Source organism: Halomicrobium sp. HArcel3 (assembly GCF_058933135.1).
The window spans coordinates 262,198-287,255 of record NZ_JBZYDN010000003.1 but is presented as its reverse complement, the minus strand read 5'-3'; the positions used below and the strand labels follow the sequence as shown (position 1 = coordinate 287,255).

At 67.7% G+C, this 25,058-nt stretch carries 24 protein-coding genes and 1 tRNA gene; 14 read left to right on the top strand and 11 right to left on the bottom strand.

From position 1 onward, the window contains the following. Window positions 1-25: 25 nt before the first annotated feature. On the bottom strand, window positions 26-1,129 hold the full coding sequence (locus AC5FRV_RS10875) for an anthranilate phosphoribosyltransferase (RefSeq protein WP_493561120.1): 1,104 nt from the start codon (window positions 1,127-1,129) through the stop codon (window positions 26-28). A 732-nt stretch (window positions 1,130-1,861) separates the two neighbouring features. On the opposite strand from AC5FRV_RS10875, the gene ahbB reads away from it, so the two are divergent. From ahbB to mptA, 3 genes are all read left to right on the top strand, one after another. Beyond that, entirely contained in the window at window positions 1,862-2,899 is a 1,038-nt protein-coding gene (gene ahbB, locus AC5FRV_RS10870; protein ID WP_493561119.1) for a siroheme decarboxylase subunit beta, read from the top strand. Window positions 2,900-3,005: 106 nt separating this feature from the next. Then, window positions 3,006-3,602: a response regulator transcription factor gene (locus AC5FRV_RS10865; protein ID WP_493561118.1), complete on the top strand. Its 597-nt coding sequence runs from the start codon at window positions 3,006-3,008 to the stop codon at window positions 3,600-3,602. 77 nt (window positions 3,603-3,679) lie between these two features. After that, window positions 3,680-4,612, top strand: a complete 933-nt coding sequence (gene mptA / locus AC5FRV_RS10860) for a GTP cyclohydrolase MptA (protein WP_493561117.1) — start codon at window positions 3,680-3,682, stop codon at window positions 4,610-4,612. Window positions 4,613-4,745: 133 nt separating this feature from the next. Here the strand turns inward: mptA and AC5FRV_RS10855 are convergent, their stop codons facing one another. Continuing rightward, a complete protein-coding gene (locus AC5FRV_RS10855) occupies window positions 4,746-5,783 on the bottom strand; it encodes a sensor histidine kinase (protein WP_493561116.1) in 1,038 nt (345 codons plus the stop codon). A gap of 152 nt (window positions 5,784-5,935) precedes the next feature. After that, on the bottom strand, window positions 5,936-7,312 hold the full coding sequence (gene truD, locus AC5FRV_RS10850) for a tRNA pseudouridine(13) synthase TruD (RefSeq protein ID WP_493561115.1): 1,377 nt from the start codon (window positions 7,310-7,312) through the stop codon (window positions 5,936-5,938). 252 nt (window positions 7,313-7,564) lie between these two features. Here truD and AC5FRV_RS10845 point away from each other — a divergent pair, with 252 nt between their 5' ends. Beyond that, complete coding sequence (locus tag AC5FRV_RS10845) at window positions 7,565-8,887, top strand: sodium-dependent transporter (protein ID WP_493561114.1); 1,323 nt, start codon at window positions 7,565-7,567, stop codon at window positions 8,885-8,887. A gap of 108 nt (window positions 8,888-8,995) precedes the next feature. On the opposite strand, the gene psmB is transcribed toward AC5FRV_RS10845, so the two are convergent. The 3 genes from psmB to pth2 form a co-directional block, all read right to left on the bottom strand. Further along, complete coding sequence (gene psmB / locus AC5FRV_RS10840) at window positions 8,996-9,691, bottom strand: archaeal proteasome endopeptidase complex subunit beta (RefSeq protein WP_493561113.1); 696 nt, start codon at window positions 9,689-9,691, stop codon at window positions 8,996-8,998. Next, complete coding sequence (gene psmA, locus AC5FRV_RS10835) at window positions 9,684-10,427, bottom strand: archaeal proteasome endopeptidase complex subunit alpha (protein WP_493561112.1); 744 nt, start codon at window positions 10,425-10,427, stop codon at window positions 9,684-9,686. Before psmA ends, psmB begins: the two co-directional genes overlap by 8 nt. A gap of 92 nt (window positions 10,428-10,519) precedes the next feature. Then, window positions 10,520-10,858: a peptidyl-tRNA hydrolase Pth2 gene (gene pth2, locus AC5FRV_RS10830; RefSeq protein ID WP_493561111.1), complete on the bottom strand. Its 339-nt coding sequence runs from the start codon at window positions 10,856-10,858 to the stop codon at window positions 10,520-10,522. Between the two features lie 240 nt (window positions 10,859-11,098). Between pth2 and dcd the strand changes: the two genes are divergently transcribed. The 3 genes from dcd to AC5FRV_RS10815 all read left to right on the top strand — a co-directional run bounded on the left by dcd (window position 11,099) and on the right by AC5FRV_RS10815 (window position 13,295). Beyond that, a complete protein-coding gene (gene dcd / locus AC5FRV_RS10825; protein ID WP_493561110.1) occupies window positions 11,099-11,686 on the top strand; it encodes a dCTP deaminase in 588 nt (195 codons plus the stop codon). 70 nt (window positions 11,687-11,756) lie between these two features. Further along, window positions 11,757-12,656, top strand: a complete 900-nt coding sequence (locus AC5FRV_RS10820; protein WP_493561109.1) for a thiamine-phosphate synthase family protein — start codon at window positions 11,757-11,759, stop codon at window positions 12,654-12,656. After that, entirely contained in the window at window positions 12,657-13,295 is a 639-nt protein-coding gene (locus AC5FRV_RS10815; protein ID WP_493561108.1) for a class I SAM-dependent methyltransferase, read from the top strand. A 6-nt stretch (window positions 13,296-13,301) separates the two neighbouring features. Here the strand turns inward: AC5FRV_RS10815 and AC5FRV_RS10810 are convergent, their stop codons facing one another. Continuing rightward, window positions 13,302-14,639 carry a serpin family protein gene (locus AC5FRV_RS10810; RefSeq protein ID WP_493561107.1) on the bottom strand — a complete coding sequence of 446 codons (1,338 nt, stop codon included), beginning with the start codon at window positions 14,637-14,639 and terminating at the stop codon, window positions 13,302-13,304. 102 nt (window positions 14,640-14,741) lie between these two features. Further along, a complete protein-coding gene (locus AC5FRV_RS10805; RefSeq protein WP_493561106.1) occupies window positions 14,742-15,506 on the bottom strand; it encodes a DUF7001 family protein in 765 nt (254 codons plus the stop codon). A gap of 96 nt (window positions 15,507-15,602) precedes the next feature. On the opposite strand from AC5FRV_RS10805, the gene AC5FRV_RS10800 reads away from it, so the two are divergent. Next, on the top strand, window positions 15,603-16,340 hold the full coding sequence (locus AC5FRV_RS10800) for a DNA alkylation repair protein (RefSeq protein WP_493561105.1): 738 nt from the start codon (window positions 15,603-15,605) through the stop codon (window positions 16,338-16,340). A gap of 70 nt (window positions 16,341-16,410) precedes the next feature. Further along, window positions 16,411-17,118 carry a class I SAM-dependent methyltransferase gene (locus tag AC5FRV_RS10795; RefSeq protein WP_493561104.1) on the top strand — a complete coding sequence of 236 codons (708 nt, stop codon included), beginning with the start codon at window positions 16,411-16,413 and terminating at the stop codon, window positions 17,116-17,118. Window positions 17,119-17,167: 49 nt separating this feature from the next. On the opposite strand, the gene AC5FRV_RS10790 is transcribed toward AC5FRV_RS10795, so the two are convergent. After that, window positions 17,168-18,712, bottom strand: a complete 1,545-nt coding sequence (locus AC5FRV_RS10790) for a (R)-citramalate synthase (RefSeq protein WP_493561103.1) — start codon at window positions 18,710-18,712, stop codon at window positions 17,168-17,170. Between the two features lie 233 nt (window positions 18,713-18,945). On the opposite strand from AC5FRV_RS10790, the gene AC5FRV_RS10785 reads away from it, so the two are divergent. Then, entirely contained in the window at window positions 18,946-19,911 is a 966-nt protein-coding gene (locus AC5FRV_RS10785; protein WP_493561102.1) for a hypothetical protein, read from the top strand. Window positions 19,912-19,947: 36 nt separating this feature from the next. Here AC5FRV_RS10785 and AC5FRV_RS10780 read toward each other — a convergent pair whose 3' ends face one another. Beyond that, the gene (locus tag AC5FRV_RS10780) at window positions 19,948-20,322 is read right to left on the bottom strand and encodes a DUF192 domain-containing protein (protein ID WP_493561101.1); all 375 of its coding nucleotides are present in this window, start codon (window positions 20,320-20,322) and stop codon (window positions 19,948-19,950) included. Between the two features lie 605 nt (window positions 20,323-20,927). Between AC5FRV_RS10780 and AC5FRV_RS10775 the strand changes: the two genes are divergently transcribed. From AC5FRV_RS10775 to AC5FRV_RS10760, 4 genes are all read left to right on the top strand, one after another. Continuing rightward, a complete protein-coding gene (locus AC5FRV_RS10775) occupies window positions 20,928-21,488 on the top strand; it encodes a DUF7097 family protein (protein WP_493561100.1) in 561 nt (186 codons plus the stop codon). Between the two features lie 71 nt (window positions 21,489-21,559). Next, a complete protein-coding gene (locus tag AC5FRV_RS10770) occupies window positions 21,560-22,111 on the top strand; it encodes a GMP synthase subunit A (protein ID WP_493561099.1) in 552 nt (183 codons plus the stop codon). Window positions 22,112-22,150: 39 nt separating this feature from the next. Further along, window positions 22,151-24,010, top strand: coding sequence for a DUF2070 family protein (locus AC5FRV_RS10765; RefSeq protein WP_493561098.1), 1,860 nt, complete (start codon window positions 22,151-22,153; stop codon window positions 24,008-24,010). Between the two features lie 330 nt (window positions 24,011-24,340). Further along, window positions 24,341-24,493: a hypothetical protein gene (locus AC5FRV_RS10760; protein WP_493561097.1), complete on the top strand. Its 153-nt coding sequence runs from the start codon at window positions 24,341-24,343 to the stop codon at window positions 24,491-24,493. A 414-nt stretch (window positions 24,494-24,907) separates the two neighbouring features. Here AC5FRV_RS10760 and AC5FRV_RS10755 read toward each other — a convergent pair. After that, window positions 24,908-24,992: transfer RNA gene (locus AC5FRV_RS10755), tRNA-Ser, on the bottom strand. Between the last annotated feature and the right edge of the window lie 66 nt (window positions 24,993-25,058).

The following is a 25,058-nucleotide window of genomic DNA, read 5'->3' as shown; positions in this document are numbered from 1 at the left end:
TTTCCCCGCGTCGGGGGACGCGACCTCAGAAGTCCTTGAGGTCGGCGAGCACCTGGGCCGCGCTCCCGTCGGCGACGACGGCGCGGGCCTGTTCCATCCCTTCGTCGAGCGACGGGACGTCCTCTCGGGCGTACATGCGCAACGCCGCGTTCAGCGCGACGGCGTCCTCGAATGCCTCGTCGTCGTCGAACCAGTCCGTCGTCTCGCCGGCGACGACGGCCTCGGTTATCTCGGCGGAGTCCGCCGCGACGTCGTCGACTTCCAGATCCTCGCTCTCGAGGTCGACGCCGTACTCGGAGGTGCGGATCTCGAAGTCGTCGATCCCCTCGTCGTCGGCGTCGTCGCTCTCGGAGGGCCACTCGGCGACGACGGTCGAGCCGGGCCGGATGTCGTCGTACCCCTCCATCCCCTGGAAGAAGAGGGCACGTTCGACGGACTGGCTCTCGCAGGCCTGGAACGTCCGGATCATCCGCTTGGCGAAGGCCAGGTGGTAGAAGCTGCCGAGGTGGACGGCGGCGTCGGCAGGGTTGGCCAGCGTCTCCATCGTGTTGACGAAGGTGCGGACGCCCATCGCGTCGCGGCGGTCGAACAGGTCGGTGATGCCGGGGTTGAACTCCGGCTGGTAGTAGAAGCCGAAGCCGACCTCGTCGACCATCTCGGCGCTCTCGCGGGGCGAGGGGTCGGTCATCACGCCCAGTTCGTCCAGGACGTGCTTGTAGGCGTCGAGCTTCTGGGTCGGGACGCGGTCGCCGGAGTGGACGACGACCGGCGTGCCAGCGGCCGCCGCGACGACGCCGGCAGCGACGCCGAGGATGGCCGTCGAGTGCTTGCCGTCGTAGTTCGCGCCGCAGTCGACCGGGTCGGCGTCGGGCGCCGCCACCTCGACGCTCTCCTCGCGCATCACGTCGACGAAGGCGGCCAGTTCCTCGGGCGTGTTGCGCTTCCAGCGGTTGGCGAGCCAGAACGCACCGAGCGTCGTGTCGTCGGGTTCGCCGTCGAGGATGCGCTGGAACGCGTCGCGGGCCTGTTCCCTGTTCATGTCGTCGGCGGACTTGTGCCCCGAGCCGACGACCTCCGTCATGAGCCGCTTGAGGGGCCAGTCGCCGTACTCGCGAGTCGCTTGTGTCATATCGGTGGGTTCGACTGCGCGCGTCTAAAGGCTCCCGTTTCCCGCGAAGGAGGTTCCGGACGGTGTGGCTAGTCGCAACTCGGTACGGCGTCGGGCGATCCGTAAAGGGCGTGTCTGTAACGATCTGGTGTGATTCTGAGCGCATGGGTGTGCTATTGACGACCGCAACACCTCGAAAGCCCTCGACGCGCTCTCTGGAGTCGACAACGATACCGCAACCATCTCGAAAGCCCTCGGCGCGCTCGACTCGTGCGACTCGCTGCGCTCCTCACTCCGTTGCGGTGCTTACTTCGTCGGACTTCGTCGACCGCACCTCGCCCTTTCAGTCCTCCAGGCACAACCTCGCTCGCGCCACGGAGGCGCTCGCGATTGACTCCGCCAAACCTCCCTGGATTCGCGCCGTCCGGCGCGAATCACGCTTCCCAACCGCCCCGCAACCGCGCGGCGGTCGGCCGGGAGCGGCGTTCATGCCGCGACCAGGGGAAGGGCAGGGCTGCGCTGCGGGCCTGGTGGATGAAAGGGCGAGGCGGGCTGGAGGAAGCACGGACCCGCAAGCACGCGAGGGACGAGCGCGCGCAGGGGGTCCGCGCGACTCCAGCGCGCTGAGGGCTTTCTGGGTGTTTGTGCCCTCACGCACAGCAGCACTCACAGATCCATCCCATCGTTACAGAAGCTCCCTATCTCTCGCGAAAAGCGAAACCCGTACAATCGTCCGTCCCAAACTACGGTCGAATGAGTCTCCAGTCGGGCGACTGGCGAGCAGAGATCGGCGAGGTGGACGCTGCGCTCGTCGACGGCTACCAGAGCGGCCTCCCCGTCGAACGGCGGCCGTTAGACGCCGTCGGTGCCGAACTGGGCATCGACGCCGACGACGTGGTTCGCCGGATCGAGGGGCTGCTCGACGCCGGCATCGTCCGCCGGTTCGGGCCGGTCCTCAACCCGCCCGTCATCGGGTCGTCGACGCTCGCGGCCGTGCAGGCGCCCGCCGACCGGTTCGACGAGATAGCCGAAACGATCAACGCCCACCCGCAGGTCAACCACAACTACGCCCGCGACCACGAGTGGAACATGTGGTTCGTCGTGACCGCGGCCGACCGGGCGACCCGCGACCGAATCCTCGGCGAAATCGCGGCCGAGACGGGCTGTGAGGTGCTGAACCTCCCGATGCTGACGGACTACTACATCGATCTCGAGTTCCCCGTCGTCAACGGGGACCGGTTCGCACGCGAATCGCTCCAGGCGACGGACGTGGAGGCGACCCGGATCAGCGAGGCGTCGGTCGCCGACCTCTCCGCGCTCGACCGGCGAGTGTTGCTCGCCGTCCAGGAAGGGTTCCCGCTCTCGACGACGCCGTACGCAGACGTCGCCGAGCGGATCGACGCCCCGGTGGAGTCCGTCCTCGAATCCGTCGAGAAACTGCTCGATGGCGGCTGTATCAAGCGCATCGGCTGCGTCGTCAACCACGTCGCGACCGGCTTCGACAGCAACTGTATGGTCGTCTGGGACGTCCCGGACGACGAACTCGACGAGCGCGGCGAGGCCGCCGGCCGGCTCCCCTACGTGACCCTCTGCTATCACCGGCCGCGACGGCCCGAGCAGGAGTGGTCGTACAACCTGTTCACGATGATCCACGGCCGGGAGACGGCCGCCGTAAACGAGAAGATAGACGAACTCGCGGGCGAACACCTGCCGTTCGACCACGAGCGCCTGTACTCGACCGCGACGCTGAAACAGACCGGCGCCCGGTACGACGACCTCGTCGGAACGTGATCGGCAGTGACAGCCGGTCGGGCGGCGGACGGCAGCCGGGCCGAGTGACGTCACGTGTTACCAACCCCCGCAATACTTTTAAAACTCTTTTCGCATAGGTAGTCCAATGACGGGCACGAACCGCGCGCGGGTCCTCGTCGTGGACGACGAGCGGGAGGTGGCAGACGCCTACGCCGCGCAGCTCTCCGACCGGTACGAGGTGGCGACGGCCTACAGCGGCCACGAAGCCCTCGACGCGCTGACGCCTGACGTCGACGTGGTGCTCCTCGACCGGCGGATGCCAGAACTCGCCGGTGGGGACGTGTTGCGCGAGATCCGCGAGCGCGGACTGGACGCCCGAGTCGCGATGGTGACCGCCATCGACCCCGACTTCGACATCATCGACATGCCGTTCGACGACTACCTGGTGAAGCCGGCGACCAGCGAGGACCTGTTCGATACTGTCGAACGGCTGCTCACCTGTGCCGCCTACGAGTCCCACGTCCGGACGTTCTACGCACTGTCCTCGAAACACGCCGCCCTGCAGGCGACCAAGACGGAGGCCGAACTCGAGAACAGCGAGGAGTTCCGGGAGCTCCGGGCCGAACTCGAGGCCCACCGGGCGGAACTCGACCGCATCGTCGCGGGGTTCGACGAGGACGACTACGAGGTACTGCTGCGCGACTTCGACCCGCAGGACCCGCCGCCGTCGGGCCGCGAGTGACCGCGTCGACGCCCGCTCGGTCCCCGTCGCATGTGCTTTCGAAAGCACTAACCACCGATCCGCTCTAGGGCTACCCAATGAGTCAGCAACTGCCGGACGTCCAGGCCTCGAGTCCCGACGTGGCCGTGGGCCTCAACCGCGTCGGCGTCACCGGCGTCGAGAAGCTGGTCAAGATCGGTCGCGAGGACCAGCGCCCCATCGTCCTGATGGCGGAGTTCTCGGTCTTCGTCGACCTGCCGTCCTGGCGCAAGGGCGCCGACATGAGCCGTAACATGGAGGTCATCGACGAGACGCTGGAGGCCGCCGTCCAGGAGGAAGTCTCCGGCGTCGAGGACGTCTGCGGCGAGGCCGCCGAGCGTCTCCTCGAGAAACACGACTACACCACCCGCGCGGAGGTGAGCATGGAGGCGGAGTACGTCACCCGCGAGCAGACCCCCGAATCCGGCATGCAGACACAGTCGACCGCCGACATCATCGCCTCGGCGACGGCGGACGACGACGGCACCAGCGAGGAGATCGGTGCCCGCGTCACCGGGATGACGGTCTGTCCCTGCTCGCAGGGGATGTCCGCCGCCCGCGCCCGCGAGACGCTGCGCGGGCTGGACGTCGACGACGAGACCATCGACTCGTTCCTCGAAGAGGTCCCCCAGCCGGGCCACTCCCAGCGCGGCCACGCCACGCTGACCATCGAGAGCGAGGGGGCGCCACCGGTGGACCTCGACGACGTCATCGAGGTGGCCCGGGACTCCATGAGCGCACGCATCTACAACCTCGCCAAGCGCCCCGACGAGGACCACATGACCTACGAGTCCCACAAGAACGCGAAGTTCGTCGAGGACTGCGTCCGCGCGATGGCCGAGGGCGTCGTCGACCAGTTCCCCCAGCTTCCCGAGGACGCCATCGTCCGGATGGAACAGTCCAACGACGAGTCGATCCACCAGCACAACGCCCACGCCGAACGCGTCGCCAAGTTCGAGATGCTGGAAGCAGAGGTCAACGGCGACGACTGATACTCATCCCCGTATCGACGTGGCGAGCAAGCATTTTCTCCAAATTACGTGAGAAGAAGTCGCGGAAATCGGTTTCTGACAGCCGTCAGCGCGTCGTCGAACGCCCTGGTCGCGTGGGCGACCACCACCGGACTCACTCCGTCCGGACTTCGAAGCGCGCGCCACCGTCGTGCCCGGTCACGGTCCTGATCGACCAGCCGTGGGCCTCGACGATGCGGCTGACGATGGCGAGTCCGAGGCCGGTGCTTGCGCCCCCGGAGTAGCCCGAGTCGAACACCTGGTCGCGCTGGTCGGAGTCGATGCCCGGCCCGTCGTCCATCACGTAGAACCCGTCGGTCGTGGCGCCGATCCAGATCGTCACGTCGTCGCCGCCATGGTCCATGGCGTTGCGGAAAAGGTTCTCCAGGGCCTGCTGGAGCAGGCGCGGGTCGGCCGGCACGCGGCCGTCGGATTCGATCCGGAGCGCCGCTTCGTCGGCCTGCACCGACTCCCAGGCCTCGGTCGCCACCGCGGACAGCTGGACCGACTCACGTTCGATCGACTCGTTGGCGATCCGGGAGAACTGCAACACGTCGTCGACGATGGTGTCCATCCGGGTTATCGAGCGTTCGAGGCGGTCCAGCGCCGCCTCGTCGCCGTCCTCCCGGACCGCGAGGAGGCTCCCGTGGGCGACCTGGAGCGGGCTCCGCAGGTCGTGGCTGGCGACCGCGGCGAACTCGTCGAGGCGCTCGTTCTGGCGCTCGAGTTCCGCCTTGCGCTCCTCGACCCGTTCGATCCATCGGCCCAGCGCGTAGAGGAAGCTGACGCCCGCAAGGCCCAGGGTGGCGCCCTGGAAGACGAATCTGAAGGCGAAGGGCTGGGCGACGAGGTCGAACAGCATCGCCGTCGTCATCGAGACGCCGAACAGCGTACAGCCGGCGAGCAGCGCGCGGTAGAGCCGCCGGTCGGACCGGACGAAATCGAAGACGAACGGACCGGCGACGGATGCGAGGACGCCGACGAGTTCGAACGCCGGCCCGACGAGGTAGAGCGTCTCGCGCGGTGGAAACGAGACCCACTGGACGATTCCGAACGCGGTCAGGACCGCCGCGAGGGCGCCGCTCGTCGCTGCGGCACTGGTCGTGTCCGCAGCGTCGACAGCCCTCCGAACCTGCGATCGGACTGCTCCCATTCGTCGGATCCACGACCGAGGGCCTGCTAAGCGTTGCCCCTCAGTCTCAAACGTGATAGGGACGCTCCGCCTCGCGCCAAATCACACCGACCCGGTCGTGCGAGCGTGTCTGCGAGGGACGGGCGCGTTCCGGTTCATCCCAGCGTACCGGTTCAGCCGAGGTGTTCGGGGTCGCGCTTGAGGTACTCCCGGAGCACGACGGTCGCGTAGCTCCCCTTCGGCAGCGCGAACGAGAAGCGGACCACGTCCGTCCCCTCGTGCTCGACGCCCAGGTCGGTCCGGACCTGGATCGCCCGGCGCGTCCCCGTCGACTCGAACTCGCCGGGGAGGGCGAAGTCGCCGGGCTCGACGCCGACGTCCCGCAGGACCTCGCGCTCGATTTCACCCGGTTCGCCGTCGGCGAGTTCCGTCTCGGTGCCGACGAGCGGTGCGGTGACGAACGCCCGGCCGCGCTCACAGTGGCGCTCGACGGTCCGGAGCCGGTTCTCGTCGACGCGCTGGAGACGGTCGGTGTCGGGCAGCGCCAGGCCGTTCGGCGCATCGGCGTCTGCAAAGCACACCACGTCCCCCGCGACCGGCCGGTCGAAGGGGAGCCCCCGTTCCAGGCGCTCCGAGAGGATCCGGTTGAAGACGTACGACTGGGCGGCGTTGACGAACATCGTCTGGAGGTTCGTCGGGACGGCTTCCAGCGCCTCCCGGAAGTCTTCGGGCGTCTCGCCCCCGTTCTCCACGAGTCGGTGACACATCGAGCGTTCGTAGCCCAGCGCGCGCGGAAATCTGTCGATAGCGCCCTGCCAGTCCCGGGTCTCTTCGATATACTGGCGCGCCTCCTGCGTCGCCTCGGGTTCGCGCTCGTGGGGTCGGCCAACGTAGGCCAGCACGGCGCCCTCCCAGTCCTCTCGGACGATGGCGAGGCCAACCTCGTGAGTGACCGGCCGGCGGCTGCCGAAGCGCTGCTGACCGAAGTAGTTCGGGACGGCGACAGTGGTCCACTCGCTGGCGGCTCCGTCGTCATCGTAGTCCCCGGTCGCGACGCCCGCGAACTCGCGAAGGTCCTCGGTGATGGCGTCGACCGACTCCGGATGCTCGACGTCGCGCACGGTGATTTCGAACTCGTTGCCCGCCAGGTCGCCGAAGAGGACCGGACGGCCGGCGCGGCCGACCACGTCGACGTCCGCGTCGTTGATCTCGGGGAGGTCGTCGGGGTCGACGCCGTCGACAGAGAACAGCTGCGTCGTCACGGCGCGCTTGTCCTTCGTTCCGGCCCAGGAGACGCGCTCCCGGGAGATGCCGAGACCGTCCGAAAGTCTGCCGGCGAAGTCGTTGGTGTCCCAGCCGCGCAGGGTCGCGCGGAGAACGAGGTGCTGGTAGCCACCCGTGTCCGCGTCGATCGGCTGCACGTCGAAAGCCTCCAGTTCGGTGACGCGGAAGTCCTCGGGCGAGGCGCGCAGGCGGCCACCCGTGCCCTCAGCGTCGCTGACGTAGTAGTCCATCCCGACCGCCTGCTCGATGGGGTGTGCCTCGCGCATCCTGTCGTCCGTTGGTCGCCCCGGAACGCGTAAAGACGTAGCGATGCCAGCGACGCGCCAGCACCGGTGAACGACTCTGTCCGGGACCACGAAACCGGTGAACGACCAGGCAGTGCCGAAACAGGTAGTGGATGTTACACCATCGGTAGACGGGGTAGAAGGCCCGTCACCGTCATCAAGTGGGTGACGAGCGAACATTTTTCGCCCATATGTCTCGAAAATTATTTGTGCGTCTGTGTGCCACAGGGTGCTATGGCGATTCGAGAGACGTGGGCGACACGCATCGGCTTCATCCTGGCCGCGGTGGGGAGCGCGGTCGGGCTCGGCAACATCTGGCGGTTCCCGTTCCTGACCGCCGAATCAGGCGGCGCGGCGTTCCTCGTCGCGTACCTCTTCCTGGTCGCAGTGATCGGACTCCCGGTCATCCTGGTGGAGTTCGTGATCGGTCGGGAGTCCAAACAGAACGTCGTGGACGCGTTCCCGGAGATTGGGGCCCCGAACTGGCAGTTCATCGGCGCTATCGGCGCCCTCGCCGGATTCGTCATCCTCTCGTACTACAGCGTCGTCGGCGGCTGGGTCATCCAGTACATGGTCGGCAGTCTCACCGGCGGGTACGCCGGCAACGCGGAGGCCTTCTTCGGGAGCGCGGCGGAGGGGACGAACGCCGTCGCCTACGACCTGCTGTTCATGGCCATCGTCGCTGGGATCGTCTCCTTCGGCGTCCGTGACGGCCTCGAACGCGCCGCGAAGGTCATGATCCCGAGCGTCGTCGGCCTCCTCGTCCTCCTCGCCGCCTACGGCGCGACGCTGTCGGGCGCGAGCGAGGGGTACGCCTACTACCTCTCACCCGACATGAGCACGATCGTCACCGACGCGATCGGTCTACTACCGGACGCCGCCGGGCAGGCCTTCTTCACGCTCTCGCTCGGGATGGGCGTGATGATAACCTACGCCTCCTACCTCGGCGAGGACCGCAACATGCTCCGGGACAGCCTGTTGATCGTCGTGGTCGACACCTCCATCGCGATCCTGGCCGGACTGGCCGTGTTCCCGTTCCTCTTCGCGCAGGGCGTCGACCCGGGCACCGGCGGCATCGGGACGACCTTCGTCGGCCTGGCGACCGCGTTCGCCAGCCTCCCAGCCGGACAGGTCGTCGGCTTCGTGTTCTTCTCGATGCTCCTGCTGGCGTCGCTGACGAGCGCCTTCAGCATCCTCGAAGTGATCGTCTCCTACGCCATCGACACGTTCGGCGTCGACCGGAAGCCGGCGACGCTCGCCATCGCGGCGGTCATCTTCCTCGTCGGTATCCCGACGGCGATGAGCCTCGACTACCTCACGCTGTACGACGCCATCGCGAACCAGATCCTCCTGATCGGCGGCGGCCTGCTGCTGGCCATCTTCGGCGGCTGGTTCTACGCCAGCGGCGCCAGCGAAGAGCTCCAGAAGGGGATGCCGGGCGGCGAGACGTTCACGACAGTCTGGATCTGGGTGCTGCGCGTGCCCGTCGTCCTCGTCCTGGCCTACGTCCTCTACAACGGCGTCCTCGCCGTCGCCGGCATCGTCCAGGGAATGTGAGGTGACGCGGGTCCCAGTCGGGACTCGTCGGTATCGTTCGCGATAGATTGTTCTCGTGACGTCAATCGGGCGGAAAACTGCCGTCGAGAATACGAGGCCGAGCGGCGCCTACAGGACGTCGTCGAAGTCGTCGTAGCCGGTGATGTCGACGCCTTCGTCGGTGACGAGCGCGAGGTAGACGCCGTTGCCGGAGCCAGTGTCGCGTTCGGTCGCCGCGTAGACGGCGCGGGCCGCCAGCGTCGACGCCTCGTCCATCGAGAGCCCCTCCTCGTAGGAGCCCTCGAGGACACCGTAGGCGAGTTGCATCCCGGAGCCGGTGACGGTGTAGTCGTCCTTCATGACGCCGCCGGCGGGGTCGATGCTGTAGACGTGGCTGCCCTCGTCGTCGACGCCGCCGAGGATGGGGTGGATAGCCATGAACGGCCCGCCGCGGGCGAAGTTGCCCGCGAGCGTGGCCAGCGCGTCGATGCTGATGTCCTCCCCGCGGCGGGCCTCGTAGAGGTCGACCTCCGAGCGGAGCGTCCGGATGAACGACTGGGCGCCGCCGACGCTACCGACGAGGGTCAGCGCGCCGGTGGGGTGAATCTGCTCGACCTTCTGGACGTTCTTGTTCGAGACGAACCGGCCGCCAAGCGAGGCGCGCATGTCCGTCGCGATGACGACGCCGTCCTCGACGGCGATGCCGACGGTGGTCGTCCCCGTCTTGTTGACGGTGTCCTCGTCGTTGCCGGCCTGCGGGTTCTGGGGGAGGTCCTCGAACGAGCCGAGTTCCGGCGCGTACGGGTCCTCAGTGAACTCACTCATCGTCCTCACCCTCGAGGCCGAACTCGTCGACGCGTTCGGCGACGTCGTCCTCCGTGAGCGACGTGAACTGTTCGGACTCGACGTCGACGGTCGCGATGTCGACGCCGGAGGCGTCGAGGCCTTCGTCGCTGACCGATCCGAGCGCCTCGAGCGCGAGCTCGATACCGGATTCGAGGTCCATCTCCTCGGTGTACTCCTCCTCGAGGAACGACTGGATCTCCTCGCGGTCGCCGCCGATGGCGACAGCCTGCCACTCGTAGGGCGTCCCGGAGGGGTCGGTCTCGAAGAGGCGCGGTTCGCCGTCCTCGATGCCGCCGAGCAGCAGCGCGACGCCGAAGGGGCGCGCGCCGCCGGTCTGGGTGTACTCCTGGATGTAGTCGGTGACCTCCTTGGTCAGCGACTCGACGCCGATCTGCTGGCCGTACCGGAGCTGTTCGACCTGGGCCTGGCGGCGGGCCAGATCGATCAGCTTGCGAGCGTCGGCGACGTGGCCGGCGCTGGCGATGCCGACGTGGTCGTCGGCCTTGTGGATCTTCTCGATGCTGTCGCGTTCGAGCAGCGGCGATCGGGCGTGACGGTCCGCAGCCAACACGACGCCGTCCGCGGTGCGGACGCCGACGCTGGCGGTCCCGCGCTTGACGGCTTCCCGCGCGTACTCGACCTGGTAGAGACGTCCGTCCGGCGAGAAGATAGTGATCCCGCGGTCGTACGCCTGCTGTTGGTTCTGTCCTTGCATAGATTCGTTGGTGTTCACCCTGGGTTAGGGATGGGTGTTTATATCCCTTGTGTGCTCGTGGCACGTGAGACGGCGGGTCGCGCGACCCGCTATCAGTACAGGGACAGGTCGCCGGTCACGGCGTCGACCAGGTCGTCCGCCGCCGGCCCGACGGCCAGCGCGCTGACGGTGCCCGGCTCGAGCTGGGTGTGGCCGGCGTCCCTGACGATAGCGTGTGGCAGGCCTTCCGACTCCGCCACGTCCGCGAGTCGGAACAGTTCGCTCTCCCCGCTGGCCTTCAGGACGACCTTCTTCTGGCCCTGCCCCTTCCAGTCGGAGCGGGCCTGCCGGTCGGCGTCCTCGAAGGCCATCAGCGAGGCGTGAGCCACCTGTGCCGCCAGCTTCCCCGCCCCCATTCCGAGGTCGGACCTGGCGACGATGGCCTGCTTCATACGTTCGGGTGCGAGTCCCACGGATAAAGGGCTGGCCTCTCCCCCGCTTTTCGCCGGGTTCTCCCGGCGTCGGCCGGCGAGCACGAGACACGACCGACGGCACCCGGAGCCCCCGAAATCACCGGTCAGTTCGACCGCTGGGGCTCCTTCTACCTCCGTCGAGTGGACGGTCGGCGGCGCCGAACCCGCCGGAGCCCGGAGAACGGAAACCTTTCACTGCCCCCCGTCCGTGATTGGCGTATGATACTCTCGGACGCGGACATTCTCCGCCGGCTCGAGGAGGGCGACCTCGTCGTCGAGCCTCTCTCTGACCCCGACATCCAGGTCCAGCCCGCGAGCGTCGACCTCAGGCTGGGGCGGGAGTTCCTGGAGTTCCAGCACGCCAACATTCCGTGTATCCACCCCAACTCCGAACAGGAGACCGGGGAGTACACCGAAGAGACCGTCGTCGACGAGGACGGCGAGTTCATCCTCCACCCGGGCGACTTCGTGCTCGGAACGACCCACGAGCGCGTCGAGATTCCCGACGACCTCATCGCCCACGTCGAGGGGCGTTCCTCGCTCGGCCGTCTCGCGATCGTGGTCCACGCTACGGCAGGTCTGTGCGATCCCGGCTACAAGGGCCAGATCACCCTCGAACTGTCGAATCTCGGCACTGCGCCGGTCGCGCTCACGCCCGGCATGCGCATCTCGCAGCTCACCTTCACCGAACTCAAGACCCCCGCCGACCGCCCCTACGGGAGCGAACGCGGGTCGAAGTATCAGGACCAGCGGGGGCCGCAGGCGTCGAAGATACAGGGTGATAGGGAGTTCGGAGGCGACCAGTGATGAGCGCCGAGCGTCTCATCACTACGTCGGCGAGAAACGAAGTTGCGTTCGGCGGGGATCAGTAGCGACGATGCACTTCATCGAAGAGGTCGTCGTCGACGAGTTCCTCCCGACGTTCCGGTCGATGCTCGCCGAGAAGTTGCGAGAGCGTAGCCTCACCCAGTCCGAGGTCGCCGACCTGCTGGGCATCAGCCAGAGCGCCGTCTCGAAGTACGTCCACGGCGACGTCGAGCGGAACCAGCGACTGCTCGAGGACAAGCCCCTCCAGGACCTGGTCGAGCGACTCGCCGAGGGGCTGGCCAGCGGCGACGTGACGCCGGTCCAGGCACTGGTCGAGACCGAAGTCTTCGTCCGGGAACTCGAACGCGGCGGCCTGCTCGCCCAGTTGCACGAGGAGGCGGTGCCCGAACTCGCCGACTACGAGGGCGAGTTCGCCGTCCACGACGCCGACAGCCGCATGCGCCAGGCCGAGCGAACGCTCTCCGACGTCCGGCAGGGCCTCCGCGTCGTCGAGAACACCAGCGGCTTCACCGGACTGATCCCCGCCGTCGGGTCGAACCTGGTGCAGGCGCTGCCCGACGCCGACGGCGTCGACGACGTGGCGGGGGTCCCGGGCCGCATCGTCGACGTGAAGGGGCGAGCGACCATCCCGGCCGAACCCGAGTTCGGCGTCAGCGCCCACGTCGCGAGCGTGCTGCTCGCCGCGCGCGAGGCCGGCAGCGATGCGCGCGCGACGGTCAACGTCCACTACGAGGAGGACCTGATCACCGACCTCGAATCGGCGGGCCACACCGCCGTCGAGTTCGACGGTGAGGCCGCCGACCTGGAGGCGGCCGTCGGCGACGCCCTGGCCGACGACCCCGACGCCGACGTTCTCTACCAGACCGGCGGGTTCGGCGTCGAACCCATCGTCTACGTGCTCGGCGCCGACGCCCGGGCCGTCGCCGAGACGGTCCGCGACCTCGTGTGAATGAGCGACGCGACGCGGTCCTTCTACGGTCGCTGGGCCCGACTATACGACGTTCTGGCGACTCTTCCGGGCGTGAGTTCGTGGCGAGCGAGCGCCGCCGACGAACTCGCACTCGACGAGGGAGCCCTCGCCGTCGAGATGGGCTGTGGGACCGGCGCGAACCTCCCCCACCTCCACGAGCGCGTCGGTCCGGACGGCCGCGTCGTCGGCCTGGACGTGACGAGGGAGATGCTCGAACGCGCACGCGGGCGTGGCGACGCCGACCTGCTGCAGGCCGACGCCGCGCGACCGCCGATTTCGGAGCCCGTCGACGGCCTGCTCGGCACCTTCGTCGTCGCGATGTTCACAGACCCCGGCGCGGTCGTCGACGGCTGGTGCGACCTGGTCCGCCCCGGCGGCCGCGTCGCGCTGTTGCACTTCACCCGCAGCGAGCGAACGTGGGCCCGGCCCGTCAACGCCGCCTACCGGGCGTTCGTCTGGCTCTCCGCGACGGACAAGTCCCGGGTTCGTGACGTCGCGAGCGGCCACGACCGCCGGGTCGACGCCGGCCTGGAGGCGCTGGCCGCGCGGACGACCGACTACCGCGAGCGGACGCTGGCCGGCGGGTACCTGCGACTGGCGAGCGGGCGGATATCCTGACGCGAACTACTCCTGGGCAGCGGCGGCGTCGACGACCCGTCCCACGAACAGCACCGTCCCCGTCGGTCGGTCACGGATCACGAAGAGGAACGGCCGGTCGGCGGTGAACAGCGTCCCCGATGCCGAGAGAGTGTTAATGACGACGGCAGTGGCCGCCGCTGCTTCGGTCCCCATCTCGTCGACCGCAATGTGCGTGTCGTGGTACGCCTCGTCGACGTACAGGTCGTTGTCCTTCGTCCCCTCCGTCATTCCCGAGAAGTCCGCGGCCCCCGGGTCGAAGGCGTCTGCCATTCCCATCGCCGAGAGTGTCTGTTCCAGCTCGAAGGCGGAGTCGAACGCGAACCGAGGCAGTGTGACGTTTCCACGACTTTCTTCGAGAGCGTCCACGATCCGGTCCAGTTCGGTGGCGTCGAATTCCGATTCGTAGGACTCGAACTCGCCTTCGGGGGGCAAGACGACGAGCATCGAGACGTCACCGCCGACGTACGGGAGGTCCACGGCACGTGCGCCCTCCACTTCCGCGACGGGAAACACCTGGTCCTGGGACATCATGGGCACTTCGGTGGTCGAACCGCCGAGCGAGGTGAACTCCGCCGGTTCGGTGCGGTCCTCCTGAAAGGGATACCGCCAGTTCGCCATGAAGGAGATCGCGTTGGTGAGGACGAGTCGGGTCTGGGCGCTGAGCGAGTTCGGCGGCAGTAGCTCGTCGATTCGGTCCCCGGTCTGGTCCCCGACCCAGCCGTTGATCCCCTCTCTGACGCCGTCGGGGTCCTCGGTGAAGTCCACCTCGTTGAACCCGCCGCCGTAGTGGTCGACGAGTGTCGACAGGTACGCTTCGGCGAACGGAAAGTCCTCTTGCCCCCAGATGGCGTTCGTCAGGTCGAGCTGGAACGGGACCGGGTCGTCGTCCTCGTCGTACTCCCGGTCAAGTTCGTCTTCGTCCACGTTCTCACCCCGTCCGTCGAGCGTCCGCTGCAGTTCGTTGAACCCCTCGTGAAGCGTCTCGTCGTCCAGCGTGTACCGGAGCGTCTCGCGCATCTGGTCACGAGTCTCGCCAACAGCCCCGGCGTAGGTCATCGCCAGCGCCGTCGTAACGCTCGTCGGCGAGACAAGCAGGTTCCCGTCCTCGCCCTGGGTCTGGAGTTCGTCGAACAGGTCGAACGCCAGCGCGTTCGCACCGGCGACCAGTTCGCCCAGTTGTTCGTCGTCGACGTCCGGGTCGACACCGGGCGTCGATTGCGCTTCCGCGTCGACGGGAGGCGCTGGGTTTGCCTCCGAGAGACAGCCTGCGAGAGATCCAGCGAGGAGGGCACTGGTGAGTGTCAGATAGCGGCGGCGGTCCATGCAGGGGCCTCACCCGGCCACCGAGAAATACTTTCGGACGGTCAAACCGCGATTTGAACGTCGAACTGCCGGTCGGTAGCGAACGACGGGACGCCGAATCAGTCACTCTCCGTACCGCTCGGCGTGAGCGTCGCAGAACGCCGGCTCGTCCAGCTGGGCCTCGACGACGCCTGGCTGGCGGTGTGGATTGGCCAGCCGACAGCCCTCGTGCTCGCAGAAGCCCTCGCCCGTCGCCAGGTAGTGGTAGGCCTGCAGGACGTACCCCTTCAGCGCGTCGGTCGTCCGGGGGTCGTCCTCGACGAGGAACTGGCCTTCCACCTCGTTCTCCAGCACCTCGCGCGGGGGTGAATCGCCGGAGAGGAGCGCGTGCTTCTGTTGTTCCTTGTAGTACTGCTCGGGCTTGGCGGGCGCCTCGTACAGCCCCGGTACCGAGACGAGCGCGGGCTGGCCGAGGACGTTGACGCGCTTGTGCCAGCGGCCGTCGTGGTCGCCCCAGGTGCCGACGACGCGGTCCAGCAGTGGGATGTGCAGGTGGTCCAGCCCGCGCTCGTCGTCCGTGATGCGCCGGCGGAGGGCGTCCTGGACCTGCCGGCCGTCGTAGATAACCCCGCCGGCGCGTTCCGGGTGTTCGAGCGCCCGCTCCTCGTACCGGACGATGCCGAGCATGGTGTTACCGGTGTCGCGCTCATACGGTGAGAGCACACGAGCGTCGGCGAACTCTTCGGCCAGGTCATCGTCCGCATGGAGGGAGAGAAAGCGGTCCCGCACCCTGACGGTTGCCGCCACGCGCGCGTCGAGCCAGTCGGCGACCGCGTCGGCGTCGGCCTCCGTCGTCGGCGCACGGTACAGCGTGACCGTCTCGACCATGTCGGAACGCCGAACGGACGCCCCAAAACTGCTTTCGTTGGGACGGGCCACAGATTATTGATAGCCGGTCGAGTGTGGAACCATAGAACGAGAATCATGGATCTGAGCGATCACGGGCTCCCGGAGATCCGCGAGCTAGCGGACGAGTTCGCCCGCGAGCACGGATGGGACGAGATCGAGGCGCTGGAGGCGAACGACCGGGACCACAAGGCGTTCAAGGCCGAGGCGTGGGCCCGGAAGGCCGTCGCCGAGGGCGACCTGCCGTCGCGACTCGACTACCTCCGGGACCTCTCGGGGGACGAGAACTGGCAGGTGCGGGAGGCCGTCGCGATGGCGCTGAAGTACGTCAACGAGCACGCCTTCGCGCAGGTCGAGCCCGCCTGGAAGGAGTGGGTCGTCCACGACGACAACTACGTCCGGCGGGCCTGCGAGGTCGGACTGATGCGGACGCCGCCCGAGCACGTCGGGCCGGCGCTCGACCTGTTCGACCACCTCGTCGCCGACTCCGACGACTACGTCAAGAAGAGCTGCGGCGCCTTCGCGCTGAGCAACGTCGCGGCGACGGACCCGGCGGTCAGTCGGGAGTATCTGGACCGGTGGAGCCGGGCCGACGACCTCCGGACGCGGTGGAACGTCGCCAAGGCCATCGGCGGTGGGTACGGGCGGGCGACCGATCACGCGGTCGAACTGGCCTACCGACTCTCGGGCGACGAGGCGTACCGAGTGCGCCGGGCAACCGCCTCGTCGCTGAAGAAGCGGTTCGACGAAGATCCCGAAGTGCTCGACCGGGTGGAGGGATGGGACGACCGGGACGAGTTCCGCTCGCTGCTGTAGTCCGTCCGCAGCCCGCCCGCCAGAACCAGTATCGGGCAGATTTATACATCGATGTCCAGAAGTGTCGTTCATGGCAGACGAGTCAGCGAGCGAGGCATTCGAGGTGGACGAGGGGTTCGCCTTCCTCGGCCGGACGTTCGCCGAGTACCGGCGAATGTTCGACCTCGACGTGGAATCGCTCCGGGGAAGAGATGTCCTGGACTGTCCCGGCGGACCGGGGTCGTTTACGGCCGTGGCCGCAGAGATAGCGGACTCGGTGACCGCCGCCGACCCGGAGTACGGCCCGCCGGCGAGCGACCTCGAACCGCTGTGTCGGCGCTCGGTCCAGGAGAACGTCGACCAGCTCGGCGAGAAACGGGACCTGTTCGTCTGGGACTACTACGGTGACGTCGAGACGCGCGGGCGATACCAGCGGGCGGCGGCGGAACGGTTCCTCGCCGACTACGCGACCCACCCCGAGCGCTACGTCGAGTCGGCGCTGCCGGACCTGCCGTTCGCCGACGACGCCTTCGACCTGACGCTGTCGGCGAACCTCCTCTTTCTCTACGACGACCGGCTGGACGAGGGGTTCCACCACGACGCGATGGCGGAGTTGGTGCGGGTCACCGACGGCGACGTTCGGGTGTTCACGCTGGCGTCGCTGGACCGAACGCGCTCCGAGTACGTCGACCCCGTCGTCGAGCGACTACGCGCGGACGGGCACGGCGTCGAGTTTCGCGAGGTCCCCTACGAGTTCCAGCCCGGCGCGACGGCGATGCTGGTCGTCGACGCTGCGTGACGCGCGCGGTGAAAACAGAACGGCTCGTCTACGCGGGCCGACGAGCCGGTCAGTCGTCCGCGATGACGTGCTCGGAGTCCTCGGCGATGAGGCGGTCGATGGCGTCGACCATCGCGTGGACCGACGCGCGGGTGATGTCCGAGTCGCTGGCGGTGACGGCCACCGTCCGGTCGCCCCGGGACATCTCCACCTCGACCGTGACGACGGCGTCGGTGCCGCCGGTGATGGCGTCGACGTGGTAGGATTCGAGGTGGGTGTCGGCGGCGTGGCCCAGCGCCGACTGGACGGCGTTGAGCGCGGCGTCGACGGGGCCGGATCCCACTTCTGCTTCCTTGCGCTCCTCGCCGTCGACCGAGAGGCGGACGCTCGCGGTGGGCGTGCCGCCGCCGGCGACGGTGGTGAGGTCGAGCAGTTCGACCCGGCGGTCGTGTTCCGCGCCCTGGACCTCCTCGGCGATGGTGATGAGGTCGGCGTCCGTCACGCGCCGGCCGCGGTCGCCGATCTCCTTGACGCGCTGGACGACCTCGCCCAGTTCGTCGTCGGTGACGTCGAAGTTGCGCTCCTCCAGCGCGGCCTCGACGCCGGCGCGACCGGCGTGCTTGCCCAGCGCGAGCCGTCGTTCCCGACCGACCTTCTCCGGCGGGTAGGGCTCGTACATCGCGTCGTCCTTGAGCGTCCCGTCGGTGTGGATGCCCGACTCGTGGGTGAAGGCGTTGGCACCCACCACTGCCTTGTTCGGCGGGAGCGGCATCCCGGTGGCGTTGGCCACCAGTTCGCCCAGTTCGTAGGCCTTCGTCAGGTCCATCGTCTCCACGCCGTAGCCGTGGTCGAGGGCGATGGCGACCTCCTCCAGCGCGACGTTGCCGGCCCGCTCGCCGATGCCGTTGATCGTCCCGTGGACCATGTCCGCGCCCGCGGCGACGGAGACGAGCGCGTTCATCACGGCCAGCCCCAGGTCGTCGTGGGTGTGGGTGCTCACGGGTCCGAGTTCGGAGAGCCGCGAGACTGCCTCGACGGCACCGTCGGGCGTCGCGTGGCCGACGGTGTCGGCCCAGCAGATGCGGTCCGCGCCGGCGTCCATGGCCGCGCCGAGTAGCTCTTCGAGGTAGTCCAGGTCGGCCCTGGAGCCGTCCTCGCCGATGACCTCGACCCAGAGGCCGTGGTCCTTGGCGTACTCGACGAGTTCGACGGTGTCCTGGACGTTCTCCTCGCGCGAGGTGCCGACCTTGTCCACGACGTGGCGGTCGCTGGCGGGGACGACGATGTCCACGCCGTCGACACCACACTCCAGCGCCAGGTCGACGTCGTTCTGGATACCGCGACAGAAACTCGTCACCGTGGCGTCGAGGTCCAGGTCGGCGACCCGGGAGATGGTCTTGCGCTCGCCCGGGCCGGTACAGGCGCTGCCGGCCTCGATGACGTCGACGGTGGCGTCGTCGAGCAGCCCCGCGATGTGTGCCTTCTCGTCCGGCGAGAGCGACACGCCCGGCGCTTGCTCGCCGTCACGCAGCGTCGTGTCGAAGAACTGTACGTCGCCGACGTCGGAGAGGGGTTCCGTCAGCGGGTGCTGCCCGAACAGCGCGGACCCGCTCACAGTCCCGTCCTCTGAATCACGCTTGCCGGAGAATTTCACGGCCAGCCGCCGTGAGGCGACTTCCTCTATCCCCGTTGTCGTTGTCCGACATAGTTGAATGAGTTGTTGCCGTCCGCGCTCATCAATCTGTTGGGTTCGCGCCGGGTGCACGCCATGGCCCGGATCACGCGAGCGGAACGCCCATACAGGAACCGGATCGAAATCTTCTCCCCCCGGTATCGGCGAGTGAGCGTGTGTACCGGTACACGAGGCTCGCGGGCTTTCTCGCCCTGCTGGTGACCCCCGTCGCGCTCCTCGCGGCGACGATGGTCCGGCCCTCGACCGTTCGACCGGCGACCGTCCGGTTCGGGACTCTCGGACTCGGCGTCGGCGTCGCCCTCGCCGGCGGCGTCGCCGCCGTCCAGGAACGCGAAGCGCTGATGTTCCACGCGGAGGCCACAGGCTTCGACCGTGAGGACACGGTCGATGTGCTCGCTGTCGTCGTCGCAGCGGTCGTCACCTACCTATTGAGCACCGCGGCCGGTCTCGGTCCGGTGGTCGCCGCCGCGGCGGTCGGACTCGTCGCCGGCGTGGGCACTCCCAGGGTCGCGGTGCCGGCGTACTGCGGGACGTTCGTCGGCATGGCCTCCCCCTCGCTGTTCCCCACCACCGGCTACGTCCTCGTGGCCGGCCTCCTCGCGGCTGCGGCGTTCGTCACGACGACGGAGCTCTTCGGCGGTTTCGGGGGGAAGCTCGGCACCATCGCCTTCTTCGGCTGTGCGACGACGCTCGCGCTCCCCGGCGTCGAGTACGCGACTGCGAGCGGGCTCTCGTGGACCAGCGCGACCGTCGTCGTCCCCGTCGCCGTCGTCGGCGCCGTCGCGACCGTCGCCCTGAGCATTCGCTTCGACCTCGGCGCGGTCGTCGGCTCCGCGTCCGTCGGCCTCGTCGCCGGATTGGCCTTGCCACCACTGGTCCCCGACATGGGGTCGACGCTAGCCGCGGTCGCCTTCTGCGCCTCGTTCGTCGGCATGTCGACGACGGAGCGGCTCGGCCACGAGGGCCACGTCGCCCTCGCCGGCGCGCTCTCCGGGCTGGTGTTCGTCGCCGTCTCGCCCGCGTTCGCGGGTGCTGGGGGTAAGCTCGGCACCATCGCCTTCCTCTCCTGCGTCGCCGCGTTCGGCGCCGCTGAACTGCTGGAATCGGTGACGCCGGGCTGATAGAGAACGGAAACGAGAACGCCGCCCAGAAAACCCTCAGTCCTCGACGACGACTTCGTCCCCGCGTTCGACGCCGTCGGCCGCGCCAGCGGGGAGTTCCAGAATCGTGTCGGCCTTCGCCATTCCGACGCCGCGCCAGGGGGCGAGGGTCTTCACCTGCCGAACCTCGCCGTCGAGGATCCAGATCACGTCCAGTGGGAACCGGACGAACAGCATGTGGATCGACCGCCAGTTGGCGAGGGCGTCGGGCGTCCAGAACGGGGGTTCATCGAACCGGAAGACCATCGCGTAGTCGTCCGCAATCGAGGACCTGAACATGAGGCCTTTCAGCTGTTCGCCCGAGGTGTCCGCCGTCTCGACGTTGGTGGCGAGAGTCGTGGCTTCTCCGTCCGGGTCGTGGACGACGCGCATTGGGACTGAGATGCGTATCTCCCGTGAAAAGCGTTCCGTCGACTATGACGTGGAAGCTCAAGGGTGCGAATAAGCCGAGGTGTGGCTGACGATAGAACCGCAAACAACCAGAAAGCCCTCGACCCGCTCGACTCGCGCGGCTCGCTGCGCGCCTCCCTGCGGTCGGTGCTTGCGTCGCCGTGCTTCGTCGACCGCGCCTCGCCCTTTCAGTCCACCAGGTTCAGCGTTGCTCGCGCGATGAAACGCGCTCGCGATTAGAACCACCACTCCTCCCCGGATTCGGCGCGTCCGCGCCGAATCACGCGTCCTCACAGCACGGCAACCGCACAGCGGTCGGCCAGGAGCGCGTCCCCGAGCAGAAGCGAGGGGCGCGCGACCAGGGGAAGGGCAGGGCTGCGGTCCTGGAGGACTGAAAGGGCGAGGGCCGGTCCGGGAACCCGGACGACGTAAGCACCGCAACGGAGTGAGGAGCGCAACGAGTCCCGGGACCGGAGCGCGCCGAGGGCTTTCAAGGCGTTAGTTGAGTTAGTCTCAGTCGTACTGATAGAACCAGCCAACCCATTTCCTAGCGAGCAATTCAAAAGCCATCGTCACCGTGGGCCAGTATGGAGAAGGCACCGGGCGGGTCGCCCGTGGGCGTCGACGACCCGTACGAGCACGTGGGCCGGTGTGACCACCTCACCGACGAGGGGCAGTGTCGGTGGGCGGTCAAACACGGCCACCACGACCCGGAGTTCGCTAACGAGCGGAGCGCCGACGACTTCCAGTGTCCCGTCGCGGGCGACACCGACGAGGAGGGGCTCACTGGCCCCTGGGAGTGGCAGGACTGCCCGCACTTCCGGTGCCAGAATCGCGAACGCGAGTGCGAACGCTGCGGCCTCGAAGCCAAGCGGATGGCCCACACCGACGAGCGCCCGCTCCTCGAAGAGCACCACCTCTCCTACAGCGAGGGCAGCGACGAGGGGGAGGGCGACCCGACCCACGAGATCACGGTCTTTCTCTGCCGGTGGTGTCACGCGAAGGTCCACAACTCCTGGGCCAGAGTCACCGACGACGTCAATCCCGACCCTGAGGCTGTCGCCGAGCAGGAGGGCCGGAAGTCCAGAGAACTTGACGAGCTGGGGTTCCAGTCCGCTGCGGAGCGGTACGACGGCGACCAGGAGTAACGACGGGGCGTCGGTCGGGTCCCTGCCGATTTTCACGGGATATATACGCACCCGCGGTCTTCTGGCCACTAATGACCCGCATCGCCGTCGTCGACAACCACGGCCAGTTCACCCACCTGGAGCAGCGTGCGCTCCGGGACATGGGCGTGGACGTCGAGACCATCGACAACGAGACGCCGCCAGAGGAGGTCGACGCCGACGGCCTCGTCTTCTCCGGCGGCCCCGACATGGACCGCATCGGCAACTGCCCCGACTACCTCGAACTCGACGTTCCGATACTGGGCATCTGCCTGGGGATGCAGCTCATGGCGAACGAGCTGGGCGGCACCGTCGGCTCGGGCGACTACGGCGGCTACGCCGACGTGACCGTGGATATCCTCGACGACGAGGACCCGCTGGTGGGTTCGCTCGCGCCCGAGACGCGCGTCTGGGCCAGTCACGCAGACGAGGTCAAGGAGGTTCCCGAAGGGTATTCGGTCACCGCCGACTCCGACGTCTGCGGCGTCGAGGCGATGAGCAACGGCGCGGACCGCTTCGGCGTCCAGTGGCACCCCGAGGTCGCCCACACCGAGGAAGGAGAGGAAGTGTTCGAGAACTTCCTCGCGGTTTGCGATTCGAGCTGACGAGTAGATTTAAACAGGTCCAGCGGATGGCATAGACTAATGACGGCGACACAGGGGAACCTCGCCGGCCTCTCCCGATTTATCTTCAAGGCCCCGAGCTGGCACGCGAGCGTCGCCTTCTCCCTCCTGCTCGCCGCAGTGATGGGCGTCGCCGCCTTCGAGTCCCAGTTCGTCTACGAGGACGCCTGGCAGGGCATCTTCTACGTCGGCATCCCGACCGTCGTCGCCAGCGCGCTCACGCCGACGGTGGACCGCGCGCTGGGTGGCCACCTGACACCGAACCGAGCCTCCCTGCTCGCACTGTTCTGCGAACTCGTGGTCATCGTCATCCTCACGTTCGCGGGCCTGGTCACGTTCCTGACCGGATTCGGCCAGCGGTTCGTCATCGACGCGCTCCTGATGTCGCTGGCCTCCATCTTCGCCTTTCGTCTCCTGATCGTCATGGCCGTCTCCCGGCACTCGCTGCCTGTCGCGGCCATTCCGGCCAGCATCCAGACCGCCGCCGCGGCCGTCCTCCTCTCCATCTACAGCGGGACGACGGGGCTCCTGCTCGACAACCCGCTGCTCCGCGACCTGCTCTCTCGGCCCGAAGAAGCACCCCCCGAACTGCTCTCCGTCGGCGCCACGGAACTCGGGTTGCTCGCCATCATGTGCGTCATCTACGCGGGCGCAGTCTGGCTCTTCCTCGTCGTCCTCGACCGCCCGTGGCGCTCCAGCCTCGGCGTCTCGGTGCTGGACTTCCTCCAGGGGTTCATCGGCCACGTCGCCGAGGGGTCCCGGGAACTGGAGGACTTTTTCGAGGAGCTCGGCGAGGACGCCATCGTGCCAGTGACGGTGCTCTCGGTCCGCCGACCCGACGGCGAGGAGAAGGCCCGCTTCGTCCTCCCGATGATCCACCCAGGGCCGATGGGCGAAATCGGCGGCGGCAACCTCCCCCAGCGCGTCGCCTGGGAGGCCGACGGCCTCGCGTTCCCGCCCCACGCCACCGCCGGCCACGACTTCAACCTCGTCACCGAGCGCGAGGTCGACCCCATCCTCTCGGCGGCCGAGACCGCCTACCAGCGCCTGGACTACACCGACCAGGCCACCCAGAGCATCCGCGTCGAGGAGGGGGAGGCGACGCTCACCGGCCAGGCCTTCGGCGACGGCGCCTTCCTCGCGGCCACCTACTCGCCAGGGTTCGCCGACGACGTCGACTACGCCGTCGGCCTGTCTGCGGCCGCGGAGGCCCGCTCGGACGACGTCGACGAGATCCTGCTGGCCGACGCCCACAACTGCAACGACGGCCTGGAGGGCGAGGACCTGGGCCACGTCGTCCCCGGCAGCCAGCGCTCCTTCGACATGATCTACGGCGCCGGCCGCCTCGGCGACCGCCTCGCCAGCGCCCACCAGGACGACCTGCGCTGCGGCGTCGCCTGGGACCAGACCCCCTGGGACCCCCAGGACGGCATCGGTCCGCTGGGCATCCGCGTCGCGGTGTTCGAAACCGGTGACCAGACCACCGCCTACGTGCTCGTCGACGGCAACAACATGGAGCCCGGCCTCCGCGAGTCCATCGTCGACGCCATCGACTCGGTCGATATGGTCGAGGTGATGACCACCGACACCCACATCGTCAACACCATCGAGGCGGTGAACCAGGTCGGCGGCGCCATCCCCGACGACGAACTCGTCGCCCTCATCGACGAACTCGTCGACGCCGCCATCGACGACCTGGAACCCGTCGAGGCCGGTATGGCCAGCGAGAAGGCCGAGGTAACCGTGTTCGGCAACGACCGCACCGAGATGCTCGCGTCGACGGCCAACGCCGTCGTCTCCCTGGGCGGCGCGCTCGCCGCCGCGTTCATCCTCGGCGTGCTCGCCGTGAGCGTCCTGATCTTCTTCCTCGCGGGCGCATAGCGGGGAGTACGCAAGTGCCACGCGAGGAGTAACGACGCGACGACGCACTGGTACCGACATCCCGACCGGGAGTAGCTTCATCTTTCCCCGGCCGGAAGGTTCGATATGGCACCACATGGACCAATCTCAGATAGCCAGAACCGTCCCGACGGCGCCGAGTCGCCCTACGAGAACGACCGGTCGGCCCTTCTGATCGTCGCGACGGTAGTGGCCGTGCTGGTACTCGCGATAGTGTATTTCCTGTAACGGTCGAGTCCGTCGAGTTTCCGTCTCGGACCGAGGGGAGCACGAGCGGGGAAAGGTTTTGTGTCGACCAGGTGACGCCACGGTATGGATCAGGACGCTATATCCAACTCGATGGCCGCCGACTCGACGGTTCAATCCGATGGCACGATCGCCTGGCCCAAGTGGGGCCCGGCCTCCCTGCTGGTGGCGATGGCGGTAGCGATTCTGCTGTTGTTCGTGGTGAAGTATTTCCTGTAGCACACTGGTCACGGAGCTCGACCGGATAGGGCGAGTTCCCTCGAAAACGAGACGATAGTGCGCCCGGGAGAAAGCTTATCTGTCGAACAATAAACACCACGGTATGGGCGACAGGTCTCGTGGTCGGCGTTCCAACACGCAGGTATCCGACGCGATGGCGCAGTCTGGCGACAACACGCCGGGGTCCGACTTCGGCTGGTCGGACCTCCTGGCGGTACTGGTAGTGGGGGCGCTGCTTCTGCTCGTACTCTGGTACCTCCTGTACGGCATGGGACCTATGCCTAGTAGCCCACCTGCATAGTCTGGTCCAGTAGCTGCCGACTACTTTGAGAGAGTTCCAATCGAGTTACAGCCGTCCGATACTCCTCGGTGGGCACAGCTATGCTTGGTACCGTGTTAGTGTATAAAGAGTAGCGCCGAGGAGGCGATTCGAACGCCTGTGTCCGTGAGGACAGTTGCTTTCGAGGCAACCGCCTTGGCCGGGCTAGGCTACCTCGGCTCACTCGACTGTACTGCTATCTGGTCTTTATGGGTTTCGGTTCGGCTGGTAGGCCCGACATGCATA